A 23,606-nucleotide genomic window follows, 5' to 3' on the forward strand; every position below is an offset into this window, starting at 1 on the left:
TGCCTCGCTCAGTGCTTCATGACGTCGATGCTTCAGGATTTCAACGTTTCAGCAGCGGGCACTGGGACTTGGACACCGGCATGAAGGCCTGGTCGCCCGGCACCGTGGCCAGCAGCTTGTAGTAGTCCCACGGGTACTTCGACTCCGCCGGCGTCTTGACCTCGAACAGGTACATGTCGTGGATCATGCGGCCGTCTTCGCGGATGCGGCCGTTCCTGGCAAAGAAATCGTTGATCGGCATGGCCTTCATCTGCTTCATCACCGCTGCGGTTTCGTCGGTGCCGGCGGCCTGGATCGCCTTGAGGTAATGCATCACCGATGAGTAAGTCCCGGCCTGGCTCATGTTCGGCATCTTCTTCAGCTTCTCGAAGTACCGGCGCGACCATGCGCGCGTGGCGTCGTTCATGTCCCAGTAGAAGCCTTCGGTGAGCAGCAGCCCGGCCGCGGTCTTCAGGCCGATGGCGTGGATGTCGTTGATGTACAGCAGCAGCCCCGCCATGCGCTGGTTGCCGCCCTTGGTCAGGCCGAATTCGCTGGCCGCCTTGATGGCGTTGACGGCGTCGCCGCCGGCGTTGGCCAGGCCCACCACCTGCGCTTTGCTGGACTGCGCTTGCAGCAGGTAGGAGGCGAAATCGCTGGCGCCGATGGGATGGCGCGCCGCGCCCAGCACCTTGCCGCCGGTTTCGTTGATCACCGCCGTGGCCGATTCCTGCAGCGTGTGGCCGAAGGCGTAATCCGCGGTCAGGAAGAACCAGGTCTTGCCGCCGCGCTGCACCACTGCGCGCGCGGTGGAGTTGGCGAGTGCGTAGGTGTCGTACGCGTAGTGCACCGAGATCGGCGTGCACAGGTCGTTGGTAATGCGCTCGGTGCCGGGGCCGGAGAATACCACGATGCGGTTCTTCTGCTTGGCGACTTCCAGCACCGCCAGCGCAGGGGCCGAGGCGGCGACGTCGAGGATGGCGTCGACGTGGCCCGTATCGAACCACTCGCGCGCCTTGCTGGCGGCGATGTCGGCCTTGTTCTGGTGATCGGCCACCACCAGCTCGATCTTCTTGCCCAGGACCTTGCCGCCGAAGTCGTCGATGGCCATCTGCGCGGCGGTGGCGCTGCCGCGCCCGGTGACGTCGGCGTACAGGCCGCTCATGTCGAGGATCAGCCCGATCCTGACCTCGTCATCGGAAATGCCGGCCTTGGCGGCTTGAGCGCTGGCCTGCCCTGCGCCGCACAGCAGCGCGGCGGCAATGGTCAGTGCGCCCAATGGACGGCGCAGCAGCGAGTAGCTTCGTTTCATGGTGATCTCCTCCAGCGCGGCCTCTCGGGCCTGCTTCTTTATCGTGCTTCGGCGAAACAGCGGGGAACGGCACGGCGCCATCGGCGCCGTCTTGTCTTGCTAGACCGTGGCGATCGGCGTGGCAGGCGAGCCCACCGCGCCCGGCAGCCGCAGCGGCGGCGCCGTCAGCATGAAACGCGAGCGCTGGTTGGCGCGCAGCCACTGCGCCAGCTCCTTCATGTACCAAAGCTCGCCCAGCGGCAGGCCGAGCTTGAACAGGCAGTGGTGATGCAGCGGCAGCAGCGGATGGTTGGGCTGGTCCGCCGGCGCGGGCCGCGCGGGATAGCGCTCCACCGCGTAGTTGTCGGCAATCAGCGCGGCGATGCCGGAGTCTGTGATCCAGTTCAGCAGGCGGTCGTCGCGGCCGTCCAGCGCGCAGCAGCTGTGATGCAGCACGGTTTCATCCGGCTCGCGCTGCATCGACAGCACCACTTCGGCAAAGCCGGTACGCAGCAACAGCATGTCGCCCGTCTCCACCTCGATGCGGTCGGCCTCCAGCACGCGCATCAGGTCGTCGTAGCCGACGTTGCGGAAATCCTGGCCGAAGGCATGGGCCAGGTCGACCAGCACGCCGCGCCCCTGCATGCCCTTTACGGCGAAGTTCTCGATGCCGAGCGCGCGCGCCTCGCTATGGTCGTGGCCGCATGCGTGGGCGGCGAAGTGGTCGTCCTCGGCATAGTCCACCGGGCCCACGATATGCTCGTTGGCGCGATAGCCGTTGTAGTAGACGCGCTCCGGGCGGCCATCGCCGTCGGCATCGAACAGCGCGCCCACGTGGGCCAGGGAGTCCCATTGCGTGGAGTACTGCAGCGACAGCAGCACCTGGTCGTCGCTGATCACATCGGTGGCGGTGGGGTCCACCTTGGCCAGCGGGAAGTTCACATACGGGATGTCGTCGCGGAACGTGGGGCGCAGCACCGGCGGATGGCGGCGCGGATTGAGCTTGTTGCCGCCGGGATAGTCCAGCGGCAGCGACAGGCAGAACGACAGCCCGGCCTGGATCTCGCGCGCGCCCTTGCGGACCTGCTCGGGGCCGATCAGGTTGACGCGGCCAAGCTGGTCGTCGGGGCCGAAATCGCCCCAGTTGGAACCCTGCGGTCGTTGCTTCCAGCGCATGCTCTATGTCTCCGGTTGTAGGTCGGTAATCGCGGTGGATGTTCGCAGCGTTTTCCGTGCGGGCGATGTCGTTGCCATCGCGCCGCCGCGGCGCCGTGCCGCCGTCGAATTGGGTGCCGGCGGCGTCCAGGCCGCGCAGACGGTCTCGGCCTCGCGCCGCAGCGCGCGTGCCAGCGCGGGCTCGCGTTCGCTGATGCGTTCGTTGAGCGCGGCGATGCTGATGGCGCCGAGCGGATAGCCGTCCGGGTCCGGCAGCGCGATGGCGATACCGCCCATGCGCTCCACCACCACATCCAGCAGCACCGCGTAGCCCCGCGCGCGGGTGGCCTCCACCTCGCGCAGCAGCAGCGCCGCGTTGATGCGCGGGTAGCGCTTGAGCGCGGGCGCGATGCATTGCAAGGTGGCTTCCACCTCGGCATCGGGCAGCGCCGCCAGCAGCGCCAGGCTGCCCGCGCCGACGCCGAGCGGGCGCCGGCTGCCCACGTCCAGATAGTTGGCCCGGATGGGAAAGGTGCCGGGGCGCAGTTCCAGGCAGACAGACTCCCAGCCGCTCGGTACCGACAGCATGGCGGTGTCCTCGAAGGCGTGGGCAAGGCGGATCAGCGCGGGCCGCACGCTGGCGCGCGGGTCGATGCGGCGCACGCTGGCCGCGCGTAGCGCCAGCCATTCGGGGCCCAGCGAGAAAGCCTTGGTGTCGGCGTCGCGGGCGATAAAGCCTTCCGCGGCCAGCGTGTCCAGCAGACGCAGCGCCGAGGCCTTGTCGACGCCCGCGGCGACGGCCAGGTCGGTCAGGCGCGTATTACGCGCATCCGACAGCGCGCGCAGCAGCCTGCAGGCCTTCTGGAGAGAGGTGGTCGGAACCGTCACGCGCGCGCACTCCGGATAGACAGGTTTCGTTGAATGAAACCGGTTATGGGGTTATAGGCTCCTATTTACGGTCCGTCATTTTGCAGTGCATCAAAGTTTTGCCGGCTGAAATTCCTTGCAACGCGCGCCGGACGGGCTTTGGCGGCCGCCGGGGACGCCCGCGCCGGGCGCTCTTCCGGCGAAAACGCGCCGCCCGATTAGGCTGGCCCAGGCGTCTTCCGCTATCCTTGGCGCGATTCGCCGTGCCGGCCCGGGCGCGGCTTCGATAATGCGATCCCCAAGTCCCAAAGGAGACATCATGGTTTGCCGAGCCCGCCGCCTTGCCGCCCTGCTCGTCCTGAGCACCGCGGCAACCGCCCAGGCCGCACCGCCCGCCGCTTCCGAGGCCCCCGCCACCGAAACCTTTAAGGTGGCTGGCCTGGAAAAGTCCGCCAGCATCCTGGTCGACCGCTGGGGCGTGCCGCACATCTACGCCAATACGCTGTACGACGCCTTCTATGTGCAGGGCTTCATGGCCGCGCGCGACCGCCTGTGGCAGATTGACCTTTGGCGCAAGCGTGGCCTGGGCGAGATGGCCAGGGACTTCGGGCCGGCCTATGTGGAAGGCGACCGCATGGCGCGCGCCGTGCTGTTCCGCGGCGACATGTACCGCGAATGGCTGGCCTATGGCTCGGACGCCAAGCGCGTGGCCGAAGCCTTCGTGGCGGGGGTGAACGCCTACGTGGCCCAGACGGAGAGCAAGCCGGAACTGCTGCCGCCCGAGTTTCGCCTGCTGAACTACAAGCCGGCGCGCTGGCGCGCGGAAGATATCGTGCGTATCCGCCATCACGGGCTCACGCTCAATGCCATGGGCGAGGTCAATCGCGCGCAGGTCTACTGCCAGGTCAAGCCCGATGCCGCCCGCACCGACTGGGTGCAGCGCGAACTGGATCCGCCGGTCCAGCCCAAGCTGCCGGACGGCCTGGATCCCTGCGCGCTGCCCGCGGCCGAACTGCGCCGCGCCTACGAGCTGGCCACCGCCGCGCCGCGCTTCCCGAAGGAATGGTGGTCCTCCGCCCAGGCGGACGGCATCGCGCACGAAGCGCTCTATGCCACGCTCGACGTCAACAGCGACACGGCGCGCAGCCTCGGCTCCAACAACTGGGTCATCGCCGGTTCGCACACCAGCACAGGCCGCCCGATCCTGGCCAACGACCCGCACCGGGCGCATGGCGCGCCCAGCCTGCGCTATATCAGCCACCTGAATGCGCCGGGGATGTCGGTGATCGGCGCCGGCGAGCCCTTCCTGCCGGGCATTTCGATCGGGCATAACGGCACCATCGGTTTCGGCCTGACGCGCTTCTATATGGATCAGGAAGATCTCTACGTCTACGAGACCAACCCGGCGCAGGCGCACGAATACAAGTATCGCGGCCGCTGGGAACCGATGGAAACGGTGACCGAGGACATCGCCGTCAAGGGCGAGCCGGTGCCGCGCAAGGTCAGCATCGATTTCACGCGCCACGGCCCGGTGCTGTTTGCCGACGCCAAGGGCAACCGCGCCTACGCGCTGCGCGCGGCGTGGCTGGACCTCGGCATGGCGCCGTACTTCGGCTCGATGGACTACATGCGCGCCCAGAACTGGGACCAGTTCCGCGCCGCCATGAACCGCTGGGGCGCGCCCGGCGAGAACCAGGTCTATGCCGACCGCGACGGCAATATCGGCTGGATTCCCGGCGGGCTGACCGTGATCCGGCCAAACTGGGACGGCCTTACGCCGGTACCGGGCGATGGCCGCTACGAGTGGGCGGGCTACCGCAACATGGACGAACTGCCCTGGGCCTACAACCCGGCCGCCGGCTTCGTGGTGACCGCCAACGAGAACAACATTCCGCCAAACCACCCCGCCGCCAGGATGGGCGTGGGCTATGAATGGAGCGACACTGCTCGCGCGCGCCGCCTGAAGAGCCTGGTTGCGGGCAACCCACACTCGTCGGTGGCCGACAGCATGGCCTGGCAGAACGACACCACCTCGCTGCCGGCGTTGCGCGCGGTGGCGTTGCTGGCCAGTGTGCGCACCGACGATCCGCAGGCGCGGCGCGCCCTGGACCTGCTGCGCGGCTGGGATGGCAACGAGCGCGCCGACAGCGCGCAGGCGGCGCTGTTCGAAGTGTGGTTTAGCAAATACCTGCGTCCGGCCGTAGTGCGCGCGGCGTTATCGGCCGAAGGCGCCAGGCTCGCGGGTTACGGCGACGCCAGCCGCGTGCTGGCGGTACTGGAGAAGCCCGAACCATGGATGCCGCCGGAGCGCCGCAACGAAGTCATCGTCGCTTCGCTCAAGAGCGCCATGGCGGAGGTGGAGCGCAAGCTCGGACCGGACCCCAAGGCCTGGCAATGGGGCAAGCTGCATACGGCCGTCTTCAGTCATCCGCTGGATCCGATCCTGGACGGCGCGGCACGGCAGCGATATGACGTGAATGCCGGACCGATTGGAGGCTCCGCGTTTACGCCGATGAATACCAGCTACCGGAACAATGACTACCAGCTTACCGCGGGTGCGTCGTTTCGCATGGTGCTGGATGTGGGCAACTGGGATGCTTCGCGGGCGATCAATGCGCCGGGGCAGTCCGGGAATCCGGCCAGCCCGCACTACCGGGATCTTGCGCCGCTATGGGCCAGGGGCGAGTATTTTCCGTTGCTTTATACGCGCAAGGCGGTGGAGAAGGAGAGCCGGGAGAGGGTGGAGCTGGTGCCGCAGTGAGGGATTGGATGATTGGAGGCTGACCCGCGCGGCGCTCCCCGGAAACCGGTGAAGCGTCAATTTCATCACATCTTGATCAGGGTCAAGTGGGTGAATGGACCGCAATGCAGCGTCGGTGGATACTCGGTACTCACAACAATAAGCAATCCATCAGCGGTACGCCGGTCACGCCAGACAAGCAGTCGCATCCCGTTGAGCGGGACGAGGGCCTTGACGCAGCAGGTCCGCGTGCCCATCAACGTTATGCACACCCTCTCGATCAAGTGTAAGTGGCCACTGGGCAAGGCCGTCGCCGTATTGCAGATCTCATGGCTGTTCGCGGTAGCCGCCTACGCCCAGACTCTCCCACCGCCCGTGGCGGCCCTCCCGTCCCCGCACGCCGCCGTGCCCCAGGTCATCGATGACCTGCCCGCCAACTACTCGGCCGACCTCGATGCCGCCACGCGCGCCCAGGTGGAGCGCGGACGATACGTGGCGCGCCTGGGCGATTGCGTGGCATGCCATACAGGCGAAAAATCCAAGCCAATGGCGGGTGGCCTGGCATTGCAGACGCCCTTCGGCGAACTGCATTCGACGAATATCACGCCCGACCCGGAGACCGGCATCGGCGGCTATAGCTTCGAGCAGTTCGATCGCGCCATGCGCAAGGGCGTGGCCGCGGACGGCCACAACCTGTACCCGGCCATGCCATATCCCTCCTACGCGAAGACCTCGCCCGAGGATATGCGGGCGCTGTACGCCTACCTGATGAAGGGCGTCGCGCCGGTGCGCCAGGCCAACCGGCCGCTCGCCCTGCGCTTCCCCTTCAACCAGCGCTGGGGCCTGGCATTGTGGAACTGGGTGTTCCTGGACGACACACCGTTCCAGGCCAACGGCGCACGCAGCGCAGAGTGGAACCGCGGTGCCTACATCGTGCAGGGCCTGGGCCACTGCGGTGCCTGCCACACGCCGCGCGGCATCGGCTTCCAGGAAAAGGCCATGTCGGATGCCGGCGCCAAGGGCGAATACTTCCTCTCCGGCGAGACGGTCGAAGGCTGGCGCGCGCTGAGCCTGCGCAATCTATGGACGGCGCAGGAGACCTCCCAGATGCTCAAGACGGGCCGCAACAGCCATGGCACCGTCTCGGGCAATATGGTGGACGTGGTGCAGCACAGCACCCAGTACATGAGCGACAGCGACCTGCTGGCGGTCGGCAGCTACCTCAAGTCGCTGCCCGCGGCCAAGCACGATAAGCCCATGCAGGTGGCGAACGGGCCGGCCCCCGCGATCCTGCCCGCCGGCGCCGCTGCCACGGTTGCCAGTTCCAACGTACCGCTCGATCTCTATACGAGCCGGGGCGGACTTGGCTACCTGCAGTTCTGCAACGACTGCCACCGCTCCGACGGGGCGGGCGTGAAGGACGTGTTCCCGCCGCTGGCCGGCAACCCCGTGCTGCGGTCGGACGAGCCCGCCACGCTGCTGCACATCATGCTGACAGGCTGGCGCTCGCCGCAGACCGCGAGCCACGCACGCGTGCTAACCATGCCAGCATTCGCGCGGCTGAGCGACCAGGAGATTGCCGATATCCTGAACTTCACGCGCAAAAGCTGGGGACGGGCCGACGCGCGCCTCATCAGCGCCGGGTCGGTGCGCGATATGCGCAAGAAGCTCGACGCCGGCAAGGTCGACAACAGCAAGTTCCAGACGCCCCGCCTGGCCGACATGCTCGACGAACCCAACGCCAGGCAGCTCACGCTGGGTGCCAGGCTGAACATCGATACGCGACAGATGCTCCCCCGGAACTTGGGCAATGCACTGAACTGCGCGAGTTGCCACCTCAATGCCGGGACGGTGGCCGACGGCTCACCCTACGTCGGCGTGTCGGCCTTCTTTCCCAGCTATGCGGCGCGCGCCGGCCGGGTGATCACACTGGCGGATCGCATCAACGGCTGCTTCCTGCGCTCGATGAATGGAAAGCCGCTGCCGCTCGACTCGGAGGAAATGAAGTCCATGGTGGCCTACTTCGACTGGATGCGCCGCGAGACCAAGCCCGAGGACAAGGTGGAGGGCCGCGGCGTTGGCAAGGTCAGCAACCAGATCGTGCCTAACGTCGACAACGGCAAGCGGGTCTATGCCGCTCAGTGCGCCATGTGCCACGGCGCCGACGGCGAAGGCATCAAGAATGCCTCCGGCCAGTGGGTGTATCCGCCGCTCTGGGGCGCCCAGTCCTTCAATATCGGTGCCGGGATGGCGCGCACGTACACGGCCGCGGCCTTCGTCAAGCGCAATATGCCCATCGCTTTCCACGATCGTTTCCCGCTGGGCCAGGGCGGCCTGACCGATCAGGAGGCAGTGGACGTGGCCGAGTACTTCACCCACCAACCCCGGCCGGACTTCGCCGGTAAGGTCAAGGACTGGCCGAAGGACAAGAAGCCTGTGGATGCGCGGTACTGATTGCGGGCTGCGGGATGCCGTACGCAACGCATTGATTGGATGAACGATTCCCTGCGATTCTCCCGGCCTCTCGACGTTCCGCGCCTTCGCGGTCGGCATGGGCAACGGCTCTTCGCATCGCGCTGGCGTGATTCAGGCCTGTTGGGCTGGAAACACGGCTACACTGAGTCGATTTTTACCATCATGGATACGTTGATCATTCGCCGGGCCGATATACAGGACGCTGCCGCAATCAGCGCGCTGGCAACGAGCGTGGCGCACTACTTCACCATCAAGGCGTCGGGCGAGGGCGCGGAATCATTCCTTGCCAGCCTCTCTCCGGATTCGATCGCGGGCTATGTTGCCAGTCCGCGCTTCGATTATCGGGTTGCCTATCGTGGCCAGCAGCTCGCTGGCGTCATTGCCATGCGAGACGGCAGCCACCTCTTCCACCTGTTCGTCGCACCGCATATGCATCGGACAGGCATTGCCGGGCAACTCTGGCAGGTGGCCAGCCATACGGCGATGGTGTCCGGCGGGGTTCGCGAATTCACCGTGAATTCGAGCCCGTTCGCAACGGTTGTGTATGAACGTTTCGGCTTCCGGTCCGTCGGCCCCCGCGCGGAGACAAAGGGCATCGCCTATGTGCCCATGCGCCTGGCCGTGGAGGAGACCGGAGGCACACCCGGACCCGGCAAGCCCTAGCCGACGTACCAGAGAATGCTGACGAACTGGCAGGCGCTGCCGGCCAGCACGAACAGATGCCAGATGCCGTGGAAATGCCGCACCTTCTCGTCGAGCAGGAAGAACACGATGCCGGCCGTATAGAGCACGCCGCCCGCCACCAGCCAGTACAGGCCGGCGGCCGGCAACGCAGCCACCAGCGGGCCGAAGGCGAACAGCACCAGCCAGCCCATCAGGACATAGATCAGCAGCGAGAACACGCGCGTGCGGTAGCCGATCCATAGTTCCTGCGCGATGCCGATGACGGCCAGCCCCCAGTTCACCCCGAACAGCGTCCAGCCCCAGGGCCCGCGCAGCGTGACCAGCGCGAAGGGCGTATAGCTCCCCGCGATCAGAAGGTAGATGGCGCAGTAGTCGAGCCGGCGCAGGATGTCTTTCGGGCGGCCGCGCAGGCTGTGGTAGAGGGTGGAGATGGTGTAGAGGAAGATGAGCGTGGTGCCGTAGACGACCGAGCTGACGACCTTCCAGGCGTCATGGTAAAGGGCCGAAGTGGTGATCAGGACGGCGGTGCCGGCGGCGGCAAGAATGGCGCCTGCCAGGTGGCTGTAGCCGTTGAAACGTTCTCCACGGTACATGTCGTTGGTTCTCCTGTAATGGTCGCTGGGCGGGTCGATTGCAGGGGGCTTGTACTGCTCGCAGATGGTTTTGCTGCAGCGCGTTATGGGCGTATTTTTGCATGGAAATCAGGATGGGGTGAGCGAAGGGCTGAAAGCGGGGGGATTGGGGCGCTGTTGCCGGCCGGCATATCCATCTGCGAAACCATTCGTTCCCTGCCTGCCTCGCCGCCGCTATCTTCTCGCCATCCAACCTTTGCGAGACTTCCATGCGTATCCCTTCGCCGTTGTTCAAGGCCGCCCTGAGCCTGGTGGCCGGCCTCACCGTGCTCGCCTCCACGCCCGCCCTGGCAGACCGCCTCGACGACGTCAGGAAGGCCGGCGTGCTCCGCGTGGGCGTGTTCGATGCGAACCCGCCGTTCGGCTTTGTCGAGGCGGGCAGCGCCACGCCGGTGGGCCTCGATGTGGACTACGCCACCGAGATCGCCAAACGGCTGGGCGTGAAGCCGGAGTTCCGCGCTAACAATCGGCAGCGCGGTGAAATGAGGGTGCCGCCTTTCGTCGACGGGCAGCGCTAGCCGTGGGGATGCAAGCCATCCTGCTGCAGCCGCTGCCTGCCAGATACGTCGGCTGGATCGCGGCTGGCTTCGGCCTGACGGTTGCGCTGTCTCTCGCCGTGTTCGTGCTTGGCTGCGTGCTTGCCGCCTTCTGGCTGGCGCTCGCGCGTAGCCCGCTGGCGCCGCTGCGCGCGGCAGTGCGCGGCGCGGTCGGCTTCCTGCGCCGCACGCCATTGCTGGTACAGCTGTTCTTCTGGTATTTCGGTGCGGCACAACTGCTCGGCGAGGACGCGATCGGCGTTCTTTACAGCTGGCAGGGCATCCACATGGGCGGCTTGCGCCTGCCCGCGCCTTCGCTCGAAGCGCTTGCCAGCCTGGTCGGCATCGGGCTCTATGCCAGCGCCTTCTATGCGCGTGAGCTGGAGGCGGGGCTGGCCAATGTGCCCGCGGGGCAAAGCGCGGCAGCGCTGGCGCTGGGCTTCACGCCCGCCGCCGCGTTCTGGCGCGTGGTGCTGCCGCAGGCGCTGCGCATAGCCGCGCGCCCGATGGTGGGGCAGTTCTGCCAGACCATCAAGAACACCTCGCTGGCGATGGCGATCGGCTTTGCCGAGATGTCCTACGCCGCGCGGCAGGTGGAAACGGACAGCCTGATGACCTTCCACGCGTTTGGCCTGGTCACCTTGCTATACGTGGCGCTGATCCTGCTGTTGCAGGCGGCCGCGCCGCTGCTGCTGCGGTGGCTGGGATGGACGGAGGCGGTACGTGCCTGATCACGCGAACTCCGGCTGGGCCGTGGTGCTCGGGCAATTGCCTTACCTGCTGTCGGGCACCTTTCCGGACGGCCCCCTGGCGGGCGCCGCGCTGACCTTGTGGATGGCGGCGCTGGCCTGCGCCGGTGCCACCGTGCTGGGCATCGGCGTTGCCGTGCTGCTGGACCAGGCGCCAGCGCCGCTGGCGCGTGCGATACGCGCGCTGCTGGCCGGCCTGCGGGCGATCCCCGTGCTGATGCTGATCTTCTGGGCTTACTTCCTGCTGCCGATGCTGGCCGGCGTCCATGTGGGCGAGGTGCAGACGGTGGTGCTGGCGCTCGCGCTGATCGGCGCGGCCTATATCGCGCAGGTGATGGAAGCAGGCTTCGCCGCGATCGGGCAGGGCCAGCGCAATGCGGCGCTGGCGCTCGGGATGACGCTGTTGCAGGCGCTGTGGCTGGTGGTGCTGCCGCGCACGCTGCGCGCCATGCTGCCGTCGCTGGGCAATGTCTGGGTGTCGCTGGCCAAGGATACGTCGCTGGCCTATATCGTGGGCGTGGTGGAATTGTCGACCGTGTCGACGCAGGTCAACGGGCGCAGCGTGGGGTATGCGGCGCAAGTGTTCGCCGCGGTGGCGCTGCTTTATTTCTTCATCTGCGTGGGGATTGAAAGCGTGGCGGCGCTGCTGCTTGCCGCCACGTGGAGCGGGCAGCGCCGGCCCCTGTGGCGCGATTTCACGTTTACTGCTTGTCGCCTTGCGCGTACACCCGCTCGCCCGCCACCCACGTCTGCGTCACGCGGGTCTTCCAGATCTCGGCCGGCGCCACCTTGAACAGGTCCTGGTCGACCAGGATGAAGTCGGCCCACTTGCCCGGCTCCAGCGACCCCAGCGTCTTCTCCTGGTGCTCCGCGTAAGCGGCGTCCAGCGTGAAGGCGCGGAAGGCCTGGGTCAGCGTCATGGCTTCTTCCGGATGCCAGCCCTTGATCGGGCGGCCTTCGTGGTCGGTACGCGTCACCGCCGCGTGCAGGCCGTAGAAGGGGTTCGCGGATTCCACCGGGAAGTCCGAGCCGCCGGCGATCACGGTGCCTTGCTTGAGCATGGTCTGCCAGGCGTAGGCGCCCTTGATGCGTTCCTTGCCGATGCGGTCTTCCGCCATGTTCATGTCGCTGGTGGCAGGCATGGGTGGGCTGCATCGATGTGATCAGGTCCAGTTGCTTGAAGCGCGGGATGTCCGGCAGCGCCACCACTTGCGCGTGCTCGATGCGGTTGCGCAGTTCGCGGCCGCCGACTTCCTTGTAAGCCACTTCGATCGCGCCCAGCACCTGGTGGTTGGTGGCGTCGCCGATGGCGGCCGATCTTGGCTCGGGCATGAATTACCACAAGAAGGGGCTCAAACGGCTGCTGGGCGCCATCATTGACGACAGCGTGGGACGGCTGGTCATCACGCACAAGGACCGGCTGCTGCGCTTCGGCGCAGAACTGGTGTTCGCCATCTGTGAGGCCAAGGGTGTCGTGGTTGTGATCCTGAACCAGGGCGAGGATACGACCTTCGAGGAAGACCTGGCAAGGGACGTGCTGGAGATCATCACGGTGTTTAGTGCCCGCCTGTATGGCTCGCGCTCGCGCAAGAACCAGAAGCTGCTCGATGGCGTGCGCCAGGCTGTGGAGGCGTCGCAATGCTGATCGCCCACCGCATCGTCCTCGATCCCAACAATGTCCAGGCAACCTATCTGGCCCGTGCGGCAGGCACCGCGCGCTTTGCCTACAACTGGGCGTTGGCCGAATGGAAGCGGCAATACGAGGCATGGAAAGCGGACAATGCCCAGCCCAAGCCCACCCAGGCCGCGCTGCGACGACAGTTGAACGCGCTCAAGCGCGAGCAGTTCCCGTGGATGCTCGAAGTCACGAAGAACGCGCCACAGATGGCAATCATCCAGCTCGGCCAGGCATTCCAAAACTTCTTCGCGGGCCGCGCCCGCTATCCGCAGTTCCGCAAGAAGGGCGTGCACGACCGGTTCACGCTCACGAACGACCAGTTCAGCGTCGAGGGTTCACGCATTCGCATCCCCAATCTTGGCTGGGTGCGCATGCGCGAGGCATTGCGCTTTGCTGGCAAGATCCTGTCGGCCACGGTCTCCCGTGTGGCCGACCGCTGGTTTGTCAGTGTCACCGTAGACACCGAAGACGATTCCCATCTGCCCAAAGCTGAAAACCAAGGCGCGGCCGGTGTGGATCTGGGTGTCAAGGCATTGGCAACGCTTTCGACGGGAGAGGTCATTGCCGGTCCGAAGCCCCACAAGGCGCTGATGGACCGCCTGCGGCGGCTCTCCCGCAGCCTGTCGCGCAAGCAGAAGGGATCGGCCAATCGGCGCAAGGCCAAGGCCGCGCTGGCGAGGCTGCACGCCCGCATCGCGGCGATTCGCTCGGACGCGCTGCACCAGCTTACGACTGGCCTGACGCGTCGTTTCCATACCATCGGCATTGAAGACCTGAACGTGCGCGGCATGCTGAAGAACCGCCGCCTGTCCCGCTCGATTGCGGACATGGGCTTCTTCGAATTCCGGCGGCAACTGGAATACAAGGCGGCGATGCGCGGCGGCATGGTGGCGGTCGCCGACCGATTCTATGCCAGCAGCAAGACGTGCTCGGACTGCGGGCACAAGCTGGATTACCTTGCGCTGTCGGTGCGCGAATGGACGTGCCCGTGCTGCGGCAGCGTCCATGACCGTGACGTGAACGCCGCAGTCAACCTGAAGATCATGGCCGTGAGTTCCACGGTCACAGCCTGTGGAGAGGAAGGCGCTGGCCCTCGTCGCAAGACGAAGGCGAAACCGGCCTCGACGAAACAGGAAGTCAGCTTTGAATCTATTTAGGTAGATTTGAGGAGGTCTGACAGAACGGCGAGCGATAGGGCAGGCGCGACAGGTTCAGGCGCTGCGCGACGAAACCGAGGCGGAAGCGGTAGTGGCTGATGGCAATGCCGAGCCAGGCGATAAAGCCCGTCATGCCCGACAGGTTGAGCAGCCACAGGGAGACCGACTTGCTCTCGAACATCGAGGTCAGGAAGCACAGCGCGCCCACCGCGGTGGTAGCCAGCAGCGCCGCCATCGGCACGCCGTTGCGCGTCAGGCGGGCGAAGAGGTGCGGCGCGCGGCCCTCGGTCGCCAGGTTGTAGAGCATGCGGGTGGAGGCGTACATGCCGGATTTGCCGGCGGACAGCACCGCGGTCAGGATCACCGAGTTCATCACGCCAGCGGCGAATGCCAGTCCCGCGTGGCGGAACACCGGCGTGAACGGGCTGACGCCAACCGTTTCCACATCGCTCTTGAGCAGGCTGGGATCGGTGTAGGGAATCAGGATGCCGATGATCAGGATCGCCAGCACATAGAACAGCAGGATGCGCCAGTAGACCTGCCTCACGGCGCGTGGGATATTCTTCGGCGGATCGGCCGATTCGCCGGCGGCCACGCCGATCAGCTCGGTCCCCTGGAAGGAAAAGCCGGCGATCATGGCCACGCCGATCATCGCCGGCAGGCCGCCGACGAAGGGCGCGTCGCCCGCGGTCAGGTTCACCAGTCCCGCCGGCACCCCGCCCGCATCGCCGCGCAGGATGCCGAAAATCATCAATACGCCAATTAACGATAAAGGCGACCACCGTCACCACCTTGACCAGCGCGAACTAGTATTCGGCCTCGCCGAAGCCCCGCACGGAGATGGCGTTGAGCAGGAACATCAGCCAGAGAAACAGCACGCTCCACAGCAAGCCGGGCGTGTCGGGGACCCAGTACTGCATTACCAGTTGCGCCGCCGCCGGTTCCACGGCGATGGTCACCGCCCAGTTGTACCAGTAGTTCCAGCCTAGCGCGAAGCCGCATCCTTCATCGACATACAGCGCGCCGTAGGTGGCGAACGAGCCCGACACCGGCATATACGCAGCCAGTTCGCCCAGGCTGGTCATCAGGAAATACACCATGGCCCCGATCAGTACATAGGCTACCAGCGCGCCGCCCGGACCGGCCTGCGCGATGGTGGCACCCGAGGCCACGAACAACCCCGTGCCGATCGAGCCGCCGATGGCGATCATGGTGAGATGGCGCGCGCGCAAGGTGCGGCGCAGGGCGGGCGGCGAAGCGTGGGGAGTGGATTGCTGGCGGGTCAGAGAAGAAATGGATTGGGGCGCCCAGGCCGGACGCGCCCGCATTCACCGGTGTCGCCCGTATCCGGCCGTGCCGGCCTGGGCAAACGGGGATACATGGAATACATTTACCGGCTGGTACATTGGGCGGCATCATAAGAGAAAACGCCGCGTGGGGAAAGGCGGCGCGGCGCGCGTGCGGCTGGTTTTGCGCTCGTTGCACTGCGGCATGGCTAGAATCGAGGGTTTGCATCCTTGTGGTATTCGGACCGATCCTCATGAACCTGCCTTTCAACGACAGCTATCTCCTACACATCGCGCTGAGCGTCGGCATCGTGCTGGCCGGCATGCTGGCCGTGAAGGTCATCAACCGCTTTTTCCAGGCCCGCCAGCAAGGGGACAAGGACAATCGCGGCAGCTATCGCACCTGGACCGTGGCCTCGCGCAACGCGGTCGCCGCGGTGGTGTTCCTGCTGCTGCTGGGCATCTGGGTGTCCGAACTCAAGAGCGTGGCGATCTCGCTGACCGCCTTCGCGGTGGCGCTGGTGATCGGTGGCAAGGAACTGGTGATGTGTTTCCTCGGCGCCTTCCTGCGCATGATGGCGCGCCCCTTCCAGCTTGGCGACATCGTGGAAATCGGCCCGCATTCCGGCGAGGTGGTGGACATGGATGCGCTGACCACCACGCTCGTGGAGATCGCCGGCACGCGCCAGTTCACCGGCTCAACGGTGCAGATTCCCAACAGCATGCTGCTGACCGTGGCCGTGCGCAATCACTCGCAGTCCGGCAAGTACACGCTGGACACGCTGCGCATCCCGCTGCCCGAAAAGAGCGACCCGGACCGTGTCGAGGCCGACCTGATCGCGATCACCGAGCAAGTGTGCGCGCCGTTCCTGGCCGAGGCCCAGCACAGCCTGCAGGAATACGGCGGCTCGCGCTTTCTCGATCTCTCGCAGTTCGAGCCTCGCGTGATGTTCGAAGCCATGGCGGCGGACCGGCTCGATGTGCTGGTACGTTTCCCGGTGCCGGTGGCCTCGCGGCTGTCGATCGCGCAGCAGATCCTGCGCAAGTACCACCAGCAGCGCAACGCGGAACTGGCGGCGGTGGCGGCCAAGGCGGAGCCCGCGCCTGCACAGCAGGACAAGGCGGCGCCGCATTCCTGATCCTTGAGCCTTTGGCCGGCGCGGGAACCGTTTTATGGCTTCACTGAACGGCGTTTCGGTTGTATGGTAGCCGTGCCGCCGCCGTTGCCGGGGACGGGAATCGTAGCGAATTGTGTCGAACGATATCGAACAACGAGGAGACCCATGAAAGCCGCTGTCCTGCATCAACCCAAGACCCCGCTTGTGATTGAAGACGTCGCCATCGGCAAGCCGGGGCCGCACGAGGTACTGCTGCGCACGGCGGCGGTGGGCGTTTGCCATTCGGACCTGCATTTTCTCGACGGTGCCTATCCTTTCCCGATGCCGGTGGTGCTGGGCCATGAAGCCGCCGGGGTGGTGGAGCAGGTGGGTTCGGAAGTGCGCACGGTCAAGCCCGGCGATCATGTGATCACTTGCCTGTCGGCCTATTGCGGCCATTGCGAGCACTGCCTGACGGGGCACCTGTCGCTGTGCGTCGAGCCCGACACCAAGCGCCGCGAAGGCGAGGAGCCGCGCCTGCTGGCCAAGGGCGCGCCGATGAACCAGTTCCTGAACCTGTCGGCGTTCGCCGAGCAGATGCTGATCCACGAGCACGCGCTGGTGGCGATCCGCCGCGAGATGCCGCTGGACCGCGCCGCGCTGATCGGCTGCGCCGTGACCACCGGCGTGGGCGCCGTGGTGCACACCGCGCGCGTGAGCCCTGGCGAGACCGTGGCGGTGATCGGCTGCGGCGGCATCGGCCTGGCGACCATCAACGGTGCCGCCATTGCCGGCGCCGGCCGTATCATCGCGATCGACCGCGTGCCCGGCAAGCTGGAGCTGGCCAGGAAATTCGGCGCAACCGACGTGATCAATGCCGCCGACGTGGACGCCGTGGAAGCGGTGCGCGAACTCACGCGCGGCGGCGTGCACCACGCCTTCGAAGCCATCGGCCTGAAGCAGACCGCCGAGCAGGCCTTCTCCATGCTGCGCCGCGGCGGCACCGCCACGGTGATCGGCATGATCGCGCCGGGCGTGAAGATCGAGATCAAGGGCATGGACTTCCTGGCCGAAAAGCGCATCCAGGGCTCGATGATGGGCTCCAACCGCTTCCCGGTGGATATGCCGAGGCTGGTGGATTTCTACCTGTCGGGCAAGCTCAAGCTGGACGAGCTGATCTCGCGCCGCATGCCGCTGGAAAACATCAACGAAGCGTTCGACGAACTGCGCCGGGGCGAACTGGCACGCTCGGTGATCATGTTCGAGCACTGAGCGCAGCCGGCGTGGCCTGGGCGTGCTCCGCCTAGGCCACCGTCTTCCCGCGCGCCCTGGCGTGCCGGCCGCGCCGCCGCGACACGCTCTCCCACACCGCCACCACGCACATCACCGCGCTGGTCAGGCCGCCCACCATCAGCAGGTCCGTGAGCGGCGCCACCGGCACCAGCACGGCCAGCAGCGCCAGCCCGGCCAGGTGCGACAGCGGGATGTTGCCGTAGATCGCACGCTTGTAGAGCGAGTTCCCAACCAGGTAGACGGCCGGGCCGGCGAGCAGCAGCGCACCCGAAGACATGCCGATATGGTGGTCCGGCTCGGCGATCACCAGGTCATCGGCAGCGGCGCTGACGATGATGCCGGCGATCAGCAGCACATGCACGTAATGCACGTGGGCGGCCATCTGGCCGGGCTCGCGCGCATGCGTGAGCGCGCGGGTGGCGGCCTCGGCGCTGGTATCGAAATACACCCACCACATCGCCACGCTGCCGAGGAAGCAGACCAGCGCCACGATCACCACCGGGATATCCCACTGGCTGGCGTTGCCCAGCGTGCCGCCCGTGACCAGCACCGATTCCCCCAGCGCCAGGATCACGAACAACTGGCAACGCTCGGCGATATGGGCGCCATCGGCGCTGCGCCAGTCGGCAAAGCTGGAGCGTCCCAGCCCCGGCCTGGCAAAGCCCGTCATGGGCGAGACATATTCGCAGGCCACCGCCAGCAGCCAGAGCAGCAGGCGCAGTTCGCCACCGGCCAGGCCACCGGCGATCGACAGCACGCCCGATTGCTCTTTATTCCGAGCTTTCGCATGGCACTCATCTTTTGCCAGCTTATTGTCTGCTTGCCCTTCTTGAGAAGAGCTGCGATTTCACCGACGGTCATCCCGGAGACATAGAGGCGCATAACCTCCGATTCACGGGGAGAAAGCGGTTGCGATTGATCGATATTGGACTGAGAACAAGCCAGCGCCGAACGGACCTGGGGAGAAACATATTCGCCGCCAGAGCCCGCCGGTGAACGTGGCGCGGCGCAAGCGCTGATAGTGGGAATAGCTGAGTGTGTAGCCGGTGATGTCGCGCGCCTGCACGCCGATCGGCCATTCGCCGAGCCAGACGTCGTCCGAGCGCCTGCCGCGCGTCGATGAGAGCGTCCAAACCGGATCCGGCCGTTGATTGGCCAGGAGTTGACCCTTGGGGCGGACACACATGCCTTGACGCATCTGCTGGTGAATTTCACCCATGTCAAGTATCGGGGGGAGGCGGCAGTGCTTTGCGCGCTGCTTGACATCAGCGCGCAGAAGAAAACGGAGCAGAAGCTCAGGGAGGCGCGCCAGGCGGCTGACCAGGCCAACAAGGCGAAATCCACGTTCCTTGCCACCATGAGCCACGAGATCCGTACGCCGCTGAATGCGATGATCGGCAGCCTGGAGTTAATGGGGCGCTCGCCGTTGCCTGCCGGCCGGCGGCGAAGGCTGGAGATTGTCGAGTCGTCGTCCGCTTCGCTGCTTCGCATCATCAATGACGTGCTGGACGTTTCCAAGGTCGAAGCGGGGCAGTTGACCTTCGAATCCATTCCTTTCCGTTGCGACCAGTTGCTGCAGGACGTGCGCGACACGTTCGCGCCGCTGGCGGAGGCCAAGGGCCTGGCGCTGACTTGCGAAATCGCGCCGGGCGCCGCCGGCCACTTCCTCGGCGATCCGACCCGGATCCGGCAAGTGATCGCCAACCTGGTCAGCAACGCGATCAAGTTCACGGAATCGGGCCATGTGGCGATTCGCGCCGAATTTGTGCAGGACAACGAGGCATCCGTGGTGCAATTCGAGATCGCGGATACCGGTATCGGGATGGATCCGGCCCTTGTGCCAACACTGTTTGATCTCTATACGCAGGCTGACAGTTCTATCCACAGACGCTACGGCGGCACTGGCCTCGGGCTGCCGCTGTGCCGGCGCATCGTGGGGGCAGTGCAAGGCCATATTTCGGTCGACACCGCACCGGGGCGGGGCACCACGTTCACGGTCAGGTGGCCATTGCAACGGACGGAGGCGCCTTCGCACGGGTCACCGGACGGCGGCGCAACGTCCGCCAAGGCATCGGATGCCGCAAGTGCGGTGGAGTCCGATGCCGGCGAGCCGCCCATCCGGGTGCTTGTCGCGGAAGACCACCCGGCAACCCGTGCAATGCTGGCCGACCAGCTCGAACAGCTCGGCTTTGACGCGACGATTGTCGAGCATGGCGCGAAGGCACTGGAGGCGCTTGCGCAAAGTCAGTATGACATCGTGCTGACGGACATCGGCATGCCAGTGATGGATGGTTATGCACTGGCATCGGCCATCCGGCAGCAGTACCCAGGCTTGCCGGTTGTAGCGATGAGCGCGCATAGCATGCCGGAAGACGCGGCTCGCCGTCTGGAAGCGTCCATTCCCACGGTGCTGATCAAGCCTTTGCCGCTCGCGGTGCTGGAGCGTGTCCTGCGGGCGCGCGCCGGTAGAAGCCCTAAAAGAGAACCGGATAGCGACAAGACGCTGGCGGAATTGCCGATCACCCCGCAGGTGTGCGAGGCGATGCATTCCGCCACGCGGGAGGCAACGGCGGCGATTGCGGATGCCTTGCATGCGGGCAACGCCGGCGCAGTCCTCAATGCACTGCACTCGCTGAGCGGTGGCTTCGCACTGGTGGGAAATACGACCCTGGCGGAGCTATGCAACGGCCTGCGGCAACTGGTTCGCAGCGAGGGGCTCGATAGCTTTCAGGTGCTATGGCCAGCATTCCAGCAGGAGTTAGAAGACGGGCTGGGCGACCTTGAAGGCCAGAAGTCAGGAAACCTGACGCACTGAACGAAGCCGCCAGGATGCGCCAGGGCCGCCCGCGATGACGAAGGCTGCCACTCCCTCTCCCCTCATGGGGAGAGGGGCGGTTGGGCCAGGAGCAACAGGAAGCGAAGCCAACGGTTCTGCCCGGCAAGACGGCATCCGAAGTCCCCGGTTGTTCCTACGCCCTTGTCTGGCCCGCCGCGGCGGCCTCCGCAGCGCGCCGCACCGCCGCCGGATAGCGCACGGTAAAGATCACGGCGCCGGCGAAGGCGGCCACCGTGGCCGCGATGTCGATCCACAACGGGATCGCGCTGGCATATTCCGCCGCCGCGTCGGCGGCCACCATGATGGCCAGCGCGACGGCCCACGCCAGCGTGATGTGGCGGTTCACCGCCAGGAAGCGCGGCGCATTCCAGTATTCCTGCGGCACGCGCTCGCGCGCATATTGCAGCGTGAACGGGCGTCCGATCGCCAGCGAGATTGCCACGATGGCAAACAGGCCGGCATCCACCGCGAGCCGCACCGTGGCCACTGTCCACTGGGGCGAAGCCATGACGGTATAGAGCAGCAGCAGCGCAAACAAGGCAAGACTGCCAACCTCCAGCACTTTGAGCGATTCGCGGCGCCGCCACACCTTGGTCCCCCTTGAGGGGATGCGTAGGCACATGAACAGCGAGACCGCGCAGGCCGAGGCCAGGCCAGCCAGCGGGGATGCCAGCCGCATGGCGATGAAGAAGGCGATGAAGGGGGCAAAGCCGGTCAGCATTCCCATGCTGGTCTCCTTGATGTCGTGATGTCGTGATGTCGTGATGCGGTGATGCGGTGATGCGGCACGATGCGTGCCGTGCCGTGCCGTCTTGCGTGAATGAACAGGGAAGCAAAGAAGCGGGGCGGCGGCTCAGTCCGCGCCGTGCCAGTTGCCGTGGAAGCCGAATGGCACGCGGTGCGAAAGCTGTACCGTGGCGATCGGGCCGTCGGCCACCGCGCCGGCGTCCAGCACCACCAGGTCGCTGCGCGCCTGTGCGCCGCGGTAGACCGTGGCCAGCAGCCAGCCATCGCCTTCGGCGCTGTCGGCCGCGCGCGGCACGAACACTGGCTCGGAGATGGCGTCGCCTTCCGGCAGCACATGGACCGCGCGCTTGCCGCTGCGCAGGTCGATGTGCGCCAGGCCGTCATAGCTGCCGCGCGCACTGCTCTCGTGCTGGCGGAACGCGAAGTAGCCGTGGCGGTAGGGCAGCGTGGAGAAGCGCTCATCGAAACGCGGGAATTCCCCCGGCATGTCGTCCAGGTACTCGCGCGTGAAACTGTCGGACTTCCCGGCCATGTCGAAGGTCCAGCGGCACAGGCGCGCACGCTCGCCATTGGCGCTGGGATTGAACAGGGGCGCGCTCTCATACTGCATCACGTCGGCGATGATCTTGTTGCCGGCTTCCCAGGCGTTCATGACGTGGAACACATAGCAGGCGTCGCCGCGGAACCAGCGCATCTGCGCGGCGCCGCCATGGCGCGGCATGATGCCGATGTGCGAACCCTTCTCTGGTTCCCACGCGTAGGCCGGCTCGCCGCGCATGGCGCGCTCCATGCTGCCGGTGAGCGGCAGGATGGGAAACAGCACATGGTTCTGCGTCACCATGAAATCGTGGACCATGCTGGGGAACGGCGCTTCGAAGCGTTCGAGGCGCTGCAACTGGCCATTGCTCTCCACCACGCCGTAGCGCATGCCAGGCGTGAAGGGACCACCGGTGGAGTAGGCGAAGAACACCATCTCGCCGGTGACGGGGTCCACCTTGGGGTGCGCGGTCATGGCGCCCTTGAGCTTGCCGCCGTAGTCAACGTCGCCGCGCGTGGCCAGGCTTTCGCTGTCCAGCTCGACCGGCAGGTCGGCTTCTTCCAGCGCCAGCAGGCGGCCGGCGTGCCAGAGGATATTGGTGTTGGCCACGCCGTCGTTCTGGCCAAGCACTGAGGCATCGGTCGTGGCGGGGTTGCCCCAGCTGCCGAACAGCGCACGCCCCGCGGCCTGCTCGCGCTGGAATTTATTGGTGCGCACCCAGCGGTTGCGGTAGCGCGCGCGGCCATCCTCGATATGGAAGGCGTGCACCATGCCGTCGCCGATAAACCAGTGGTAGTGCGCGTCGCGCGGCGCGTATTGCGGGTTGGGGCCGTTGCGGTAGAGCGTGCCGCGTAGCGCGCGTGGCAGCTCGCCCAGCACCGGCAGGTCGGGCGCGTCGCACTCCATCAGGATGGGGGCGAAGTTGCCGCTGAGATAGGGGGACGACGGGAACAGCTGGCTCATCTCGTGCTCCTTGTTGTCTGCTGCGGGGTTGGCGCCGGCGTAGCCGGTGGGCCGGGTTCGTTGCTGGCTTCGCTATTTGTTGCGTTATTCGTTCCCGGTGCCGGTGTCGGGCATGGGTGCGCGCATGCCTTGCGCCAGCAGCCGCATCATCTCGGCATGGATGGCGCGGAAACCGGAGCCGCCGGGCAGCTTGCCGGCCAGGTGCAGCATCACCAGGCCGTGGATCGAGGCCCAGATCACATAGCTCAGCACCTGCGGGTCGCCGTGGATCAGGCCGCGCTCCACCATGGTCTCCAGGTGCGCGCTCATGGTGCGGTGCGCGCGGGAGCCGGCGCGTTCCAGCTCGGGATAGCGCTCGCCGCCCGGCTGCGTCATGTCGAACATGAGCCGGTAGGCGTTGGGTTCGGCAAAGGCAAAGGCGAGGTAGGCCTCGCCCACCGCGCGCGCCCGCTCGCGCGGCTCGCCGGCGCTGGCGCCGGCGGCTTCCAGCGCGGCGGCGAAACGGTCGAACGCCGCCGTGCGCACCGCCGCCAGGATGTCTTCCTTGTCCTTGAAGTAGCGGTACGGCGTCATCGGGCTGCAGCCCAGCTCCTCGGCGAGCTGGCGCATGCTCACGCTGGCTACGCCGCCTTCGGCGAAGCGGCGTTCGGCCACCGCGCACAGACGCGCCTTGAAGGCTTCGATCTCATCCTGGGTAAGGTTTCTTGCCATTTGTCCGGTGTGCTGCGATGGATGTTGTATGCCCTTAGGGGCATATCGCCAGATGTCCTGACGATGATATTTTACAGTGTATATTTACGATGTAAATTGTCAAGAAAAGCTTTTGACCAGAGGCGGCGGCACGCCATTGTTCGCCATATGGGACAATCGCCTGCATTTACGCGCATGGCCGATGGCGCGCGC

At 66.1% G+C, this 23,606-nt stretch carries 20 protein-coding genes and 3 pseudogenes; 11 read left to right on the forward strand and 12 right to left on the reverse strand.

What is annotated here, in order from left to right; genetic code table 11:
- Positions 1-40: 40 nt before the first annotated feature.
- From ACZY0R_RS07800 to ACZY0R_RS07810, 3 genes are all read right to left on the reverse strand, one after another.
- Positions 41-1,291 (reverse strand): ABC transporter substrate-binding protein, encoded by a 1,251-nt coding sequence (locus ACZY0R_RS07800; RefSeq protein ID WP_488857866.1) that lies wholly within the window; start codon positions 1,289-1,291, stop codon positions 41-43.
- A 99-nt stretch (positions 1,292-1,390) separates the two neighbouring features.
- Positions 1,391-2,446, reverse strand: a complete 1,056-nt coding sequence (locus ACZY0R_RS07805) for a cyclase family protein (protein ID WP_488857868.1) — start codon at positions 2,444-2,446, stop codon at positions 1,391-1,393.
- 3 nt (positions 2,447-2,449) lie between these two features.
- A complete protein-coding gene (locus tag ACZY0R_RS07810) occupies positions 2,450-3,313 on the reverse strand; it encodes an IclR family transcriptional regulator (protein WP_488857870.1) in 864 nt (287 codons plus the stop codon).
- A gap of 298 nt (positions 3,314-3,611) precedes the next feature.
- On the opposite strand from ACZY0R_RS07810, the gene ACZY0R_RS07815 reads away from it, so the two are divergent.
- The 3 genes from ACZY0R_RS07815 (at position 3,612) to ACZY0R_RS07825 (ending at position 9,170) form a co-directional block, all read left to right on the forward strand.
- Positions 3,612-6,053 carry a penicillin acylase family protein gene (locus tag ACZY0R_RS07815; protein WP_488857871.1) on the forward strand — a complete coding sequence of 814 codons (2,442 nt, stop codon included), beginning with the start codon at positions 3,612-3,614 and terminating at the stop codon, positions 6,051-6,053.
- A 243-nt stretch (positions 6,054-6,296) separates the two neighbouring features.
- Entirely contained in the window at positions 6,297-8,486 is a 2,190-nt protein-coding gene (locus tag ACZY0R_RS07820; RefSeq protein WP_488859568.1) for a c-type cytochrome, read from the forward strand.
- A gap of 39 nt (positions 8,487-8,525) precedes the next feature.
- The gene (locus ACZY0R_RS07825) at positions 8,526-9,170 is read left to right on the forward strand and encodes a GNAT family N-acetyltransferase (RefSeq protein WP_488857872.1); all 645 of its coding nucleotides are present in this window, start codon (positions 8,526-8,528) and stop codon (positions 9,168-9,170) included.
- Here the strand turns inward: ACZY0R_RS07825 and trhA are convergent.
- Complete coding sequence (gene trhA / locus ACZY0R_RS07830; protein ID WP_488857873.1) at positions 9,167-9,784, reverse strand: PAQR family membrane homeostasis protein TrhA; 618 nt, start codon at positions 9,782-9,784, stop codon at positions 9,167-9,169. The two genes, ACZY0R_RS07825 and trhA, sit on opposite strands and share 4 nt — an antisense overlap.
- 248 nt (positions 9,785-10,032) lie before the next feature.
- On the opposite strand from trhA, the gene ACZY0R_RS07835 reads away from it, so the two are divergent.
- The 3 genes from ACZY0R_RS07835 to ACZY0R_RS07845 are packed head-to-tail and all read left to right on the forward strand — an operon-like array spanning position 10,033 to position 11,901.
- Entirely contained in the window at positions 10,033-10,341 is a 309-nt protein-coding gene (locus ACZY0R_RS07835) for a transporter substrate-binding domain-containing protein (protein WP_488857874.1), read from the forward strand.
- Positions 10,342-10,349: 8 nt separating this feature from the next.
- Entirely contained in the window at positions 10,350-11,090 is a 741-nt protein-coding gene (locus ACZY0R_RS07840; RefSeq protein ID WP_488857875.1) for an amino acid ABC transporter permease, read from the forward strand.
- A complete protein-coding gene (locus tag ACZY0R_RS07845; protein WP_488857876.1) occupies positions 11,083-11,901 on the forward strand; it encodes an amino acid ABC transporter permease in 819 nt (272 codons plus the stop codon). The genes ACZY0R_RS07840 and ACZY0R_RS07845 overlap by 8 nt, the downstream gene beginning before the upstream one ends.
- Here the strand turns inward: ACZY0R_RS07845 and ACZY0R_RS07850 are convergent.
- Positions 11,810-12,419 (reverse strand): annotated as a pseudogene (locus ACZY0R_RS07850) (amidohydrolase); the annotation flags it as partial. The gene ACZY0R_RS07845 and the pseudogene ACZY0R_RS07850 overlap by 92 nt on opposite strands.
- 4 nt (positions 12,420-12,423) lie before the next feature.
- Between ACZY0R_RS07850 and ACZY0R_RS07855 the strand changes: the two are divergent.
- Positions 12,424-12,753 (forward strand): annotated as a pseudogene (locus tag ACZY0R_RS07855) (IS607 family transposase); the annotation flags it as partial.
- The gene (locus ACZY0R_RS07860) at positions 12,747-13,943 is read left to right on the forward strand and encodes an RNA-guided endonuclease InsQ/TnpB family protein (RefSeq protein ID WP_488857877.1); all 1,197 of its coding nucleotides are present in this window, start codon (positions 12,747-12,749) and stop codon (positions 13,941-13,943) included. The pseudogene ACZY0R_RS07855 and the gene ACZY0R_RS07860, both read left to right, overlap by 7 nt.
- Positions 13,944-13,965: 22 nt before the next feature.
- Here ACZY0R_RS07860 and ACZY0R_RS07865 read toward each other — a convergent pair.
- Positions 13,966-15,271, reverse strand: a pseudogene (locus tag ACZY0R_RS07865) (amino acid permease); the annotation flags it as partial.
- 212 nt (positions 15,272-15,483) lie between these two features.
- On the opposite strand from ACZY0R_RS07865, the gene ACZY0R_RS07870 reads away from it, so the two are divergent.
- Positions 15,484-16,368: a mechanosensitive ion channel family protein gene (locus ACZY0R_RS07870; protein ID WP_488857878.1), complete on the forward strand. Its 885-nt coding sequence runs from the start codon at positions 15,484-15,486 to the stop codon at positions 16,366-16,368.
- Between the two features lie 144 nt (positions 16,369-16,512).
- The gene (locus ACZY0R_RS07875; protein ID WP_488857879.1) at positions 16,513-17,598 is read left to right on the forward strand and encodes a Zn-dependent alcohol dehydrogenase; all 1,086 of its coding nucleotides are present in this window, start codon (positions 16,513-16,515) and stop codon (positions 17,596-17,598) included.
- A gap of 31 nt (positions 17,599-17,629) precedes the next feature.
- Here ACZY0R_RS07875 and ACZY0R_RS07880 read toward each other — a convergent pair whose 3' ends face one another.
- From ACZY0R_RS07880 to ACZY0R_RS07890, 3 genes are read right to left on the reverse strand one after another with little or no spacing between them, the layout of a single operon-like run.
- The gene (locus tag ACZY0R_RS07880; protein WP_488857880.1) at positions 17,630-18,376 is read right to left on the reverse strand and encodes a low temperature requirement protein A; all 747 of its coding nucleotides are present in this window, start codon (positions 18,374-18,376) and stop codon (positions 17,630-17,632) included.
- Entirely contained in the window at positions 18,286-18,501 is a 216-nt protein-coding gene (locus ACZY0R_RS07885; protein ID WP_488857881.1) for a hypothetical protein, read from the reverse strand. The genes ACZY0R_RS07880 and ACZY0R_RS07885 overlap by 91 nt, the downstream gene beginning before the upstream one ends.
- 10 nt (positions 18,502-18,511) lie before the next feature.
- Positions 18,512-18,838 (reverse strand): hypothetical protein, encoded by a 327-nt coding sequence (locus ACZY0R_RS07890; RefSeq protein ID WP_488857882.1) that lies wholly within the window; start codon positions 18,836-18,838, stop codon positions 18,512-18,514.
- On the opposite strand from ACZY0R_RS07890, the gene ACZY0R_RS07895 reads away from it, so the two are divergent.
- A complete protein-coding gene (locus ACZY0R_RS07895) occupies positions 18,824-20,434 on the forward strand; it encodes a sensor histidine kinase (protein WP_488857883.1) in 1,611 nt (536 codons plus the stop codon). The genes ACZY0R_RS07890 and ACZY0R_RS07895 overlap by 15 nt on opposite strands.
- 154 nt (positions 20,435-20,588) lie before the next feature.
- On the opposite strand, the gene ACZY0R_RS07900 is transcribed toward ACZY0R_RS07895, so the two are convergent.
- From ACZY0R_RS07900 to ACZY0R_RS07910, 3 genes are all read right to left on the reverse strand, one after another.
- Entirely contained in the window at positions 20,589-21,182 is a 594-nt protein-coding gene (locus ACZY0R_RS07900) for a hypothetical protein (RefSeq protein ID WP_488857884.1), read from the reverse strand.
- 126 nt (positions 21,183-21,308) lie between these two features.
- Positions 21,309-22,703 (reverse strand): carotenoid oxygenase family protein, encoded by a 1,395-nt coding sequence (locus tag ACZY0R_RS07905; protein ID WP_488857885.1) that lies wholly within the window; start codon positions 22,701-22,703, stop codon positions 21,309-21,311.
- Between the two features lie 84 nt (positions 22,704-22,787).
- The gene (locus tag ACZY0R_RS07910) at positions 22,788-23,414 is read right to left on the reverse strand and encodes a TetR/AcrR family transcriptional regulator (protein ID WP_488857886.1); all 627 of its coding nucleotides are present in this window, start codon (positions 23,412-23,414) and stop codon (positions 22,788-22,790) included.
- Positions 23,415-23,606 lie beyond the last annotated feature (192 nt).

The organism is Cupriavidus sp. F041 (genome assembly GCF_057814235.1).

Bases quoted from the DNA above. Each gene is read 5' to 3' on its own strand.
- ACZY0R_RS07800 (WP_488857866.1), bottom strand. From the start codon at position 1,291: ATGAAACGAAGCTACTCGCTGCTGCGCCGTCCATTGGGCGCACTGACC.
- ACZY0R_RS07805 (WP_488857868.1), bottom strand. From the start codon at position 2,446: ATGCGCTGGAAGCAACGACCGCAGGGTTCCAACTGGGGCGATTTCGGC.
- ACZY0R_RS07815 (WP_488857871.1), top strand. From the start codon at position 3,612: ATGGTTTGCCGAGCCCGCCGCCTTGCCGCCCTGCTCGTCCTGAGCACC.
- ACZY0R_RS07820 (WP_488859568.1), top strand. From the start codon at position 6,297: ATGCACACCCTCTCGATCAAGTGTAAGTGGCCACTGGGCAAGGCCGTC.
- ACZY0R_RS07825 (WP_488857872.1), top strand. From the start codon at position 8,526: ATGAACGATTCCCTGCGATTCTCCCGGCCTCTCGACGTTCCGCGCCTT.
- trhA (WP_488857873.1), bottom strand. From the start codon at position 9,784: ATGTACCGTGGAGAACGTTTCAACGGCTACAGCCACCTGGCAGGCGCC.
- ACZY0R_RS07835 (WP_488857874.1), top strand. From the start codon at position 10,033: ATGCGTATCCCTTCGCCGTTGTTCAAGGCCGCCCTGAGCCTGGTGGCC.
- ACZY0R_RS07840 (WP_488857875.1), top strand. From the start codon at position 10,350: ATGCAAGCCATCCTGCTGCAGCCGCTGCCTGCCAGATACGTCGGCTGG.
- ACZY0R_RS07860 (WP_488857877.1), top strand. From the start codon at position 12,747: ATGCTGATCGCCCACCGCATCGTCCTCGATCCCAACAATGTCCAGGCA.
- ACZY0R_RS07870 (WP_488857878.1), top strand. From the start codon at position 15,484: ATGAACCTGCCTTTCAACGACAGCTATCTCCTACACATCGCGCTGAGC.
- ACZY0R_RS07875 (WP_488857879.1), top strand. From the start codon at position 16,513: ATGAAAGCCGCTGTCCTGCATCAACCCAAGACCCCGCTTGTGATTGAA.
- ACZY0R_RS07885 (WP_488857881.1), bottom strand. From the start codon at position 18,501: ATGCGCCTCTATGTCTCCGGGATGACCGTCGGTGAAATCGCAGCTCTT.
- ACZY0R_RS07890 (WP_488857882.1), bottom strand. From the start codon at position 18,838: ATGGGTGAAATTCACCAGCAGATGCGTCAAGGCATGTGTGTCCGCCCC.
- ACZY0R_RS07900 (WP_488857884.1), bottom strand. From the start codon at position 21,182: ATGGGAATGCTGACCGGCTTTGCCCCCTTCATCGCCTTCTTCATCGCC.
- ACZY0R_RS07905 (WP_488857885.1), bottom strand. From the start codon at position 22,703: ATGAGCCAGCTGTTCCCGTCGTCCCCCTATCTCAGCGGCAACTTCGCC.
- ACZY0R_RS07910 (WP_488857886.1), bottom strand. From the start codon at position 23,414: ATGGCAAGAAACCTTACCCAGGATGAGATCGAAGCCTTCAAGGCGCGT.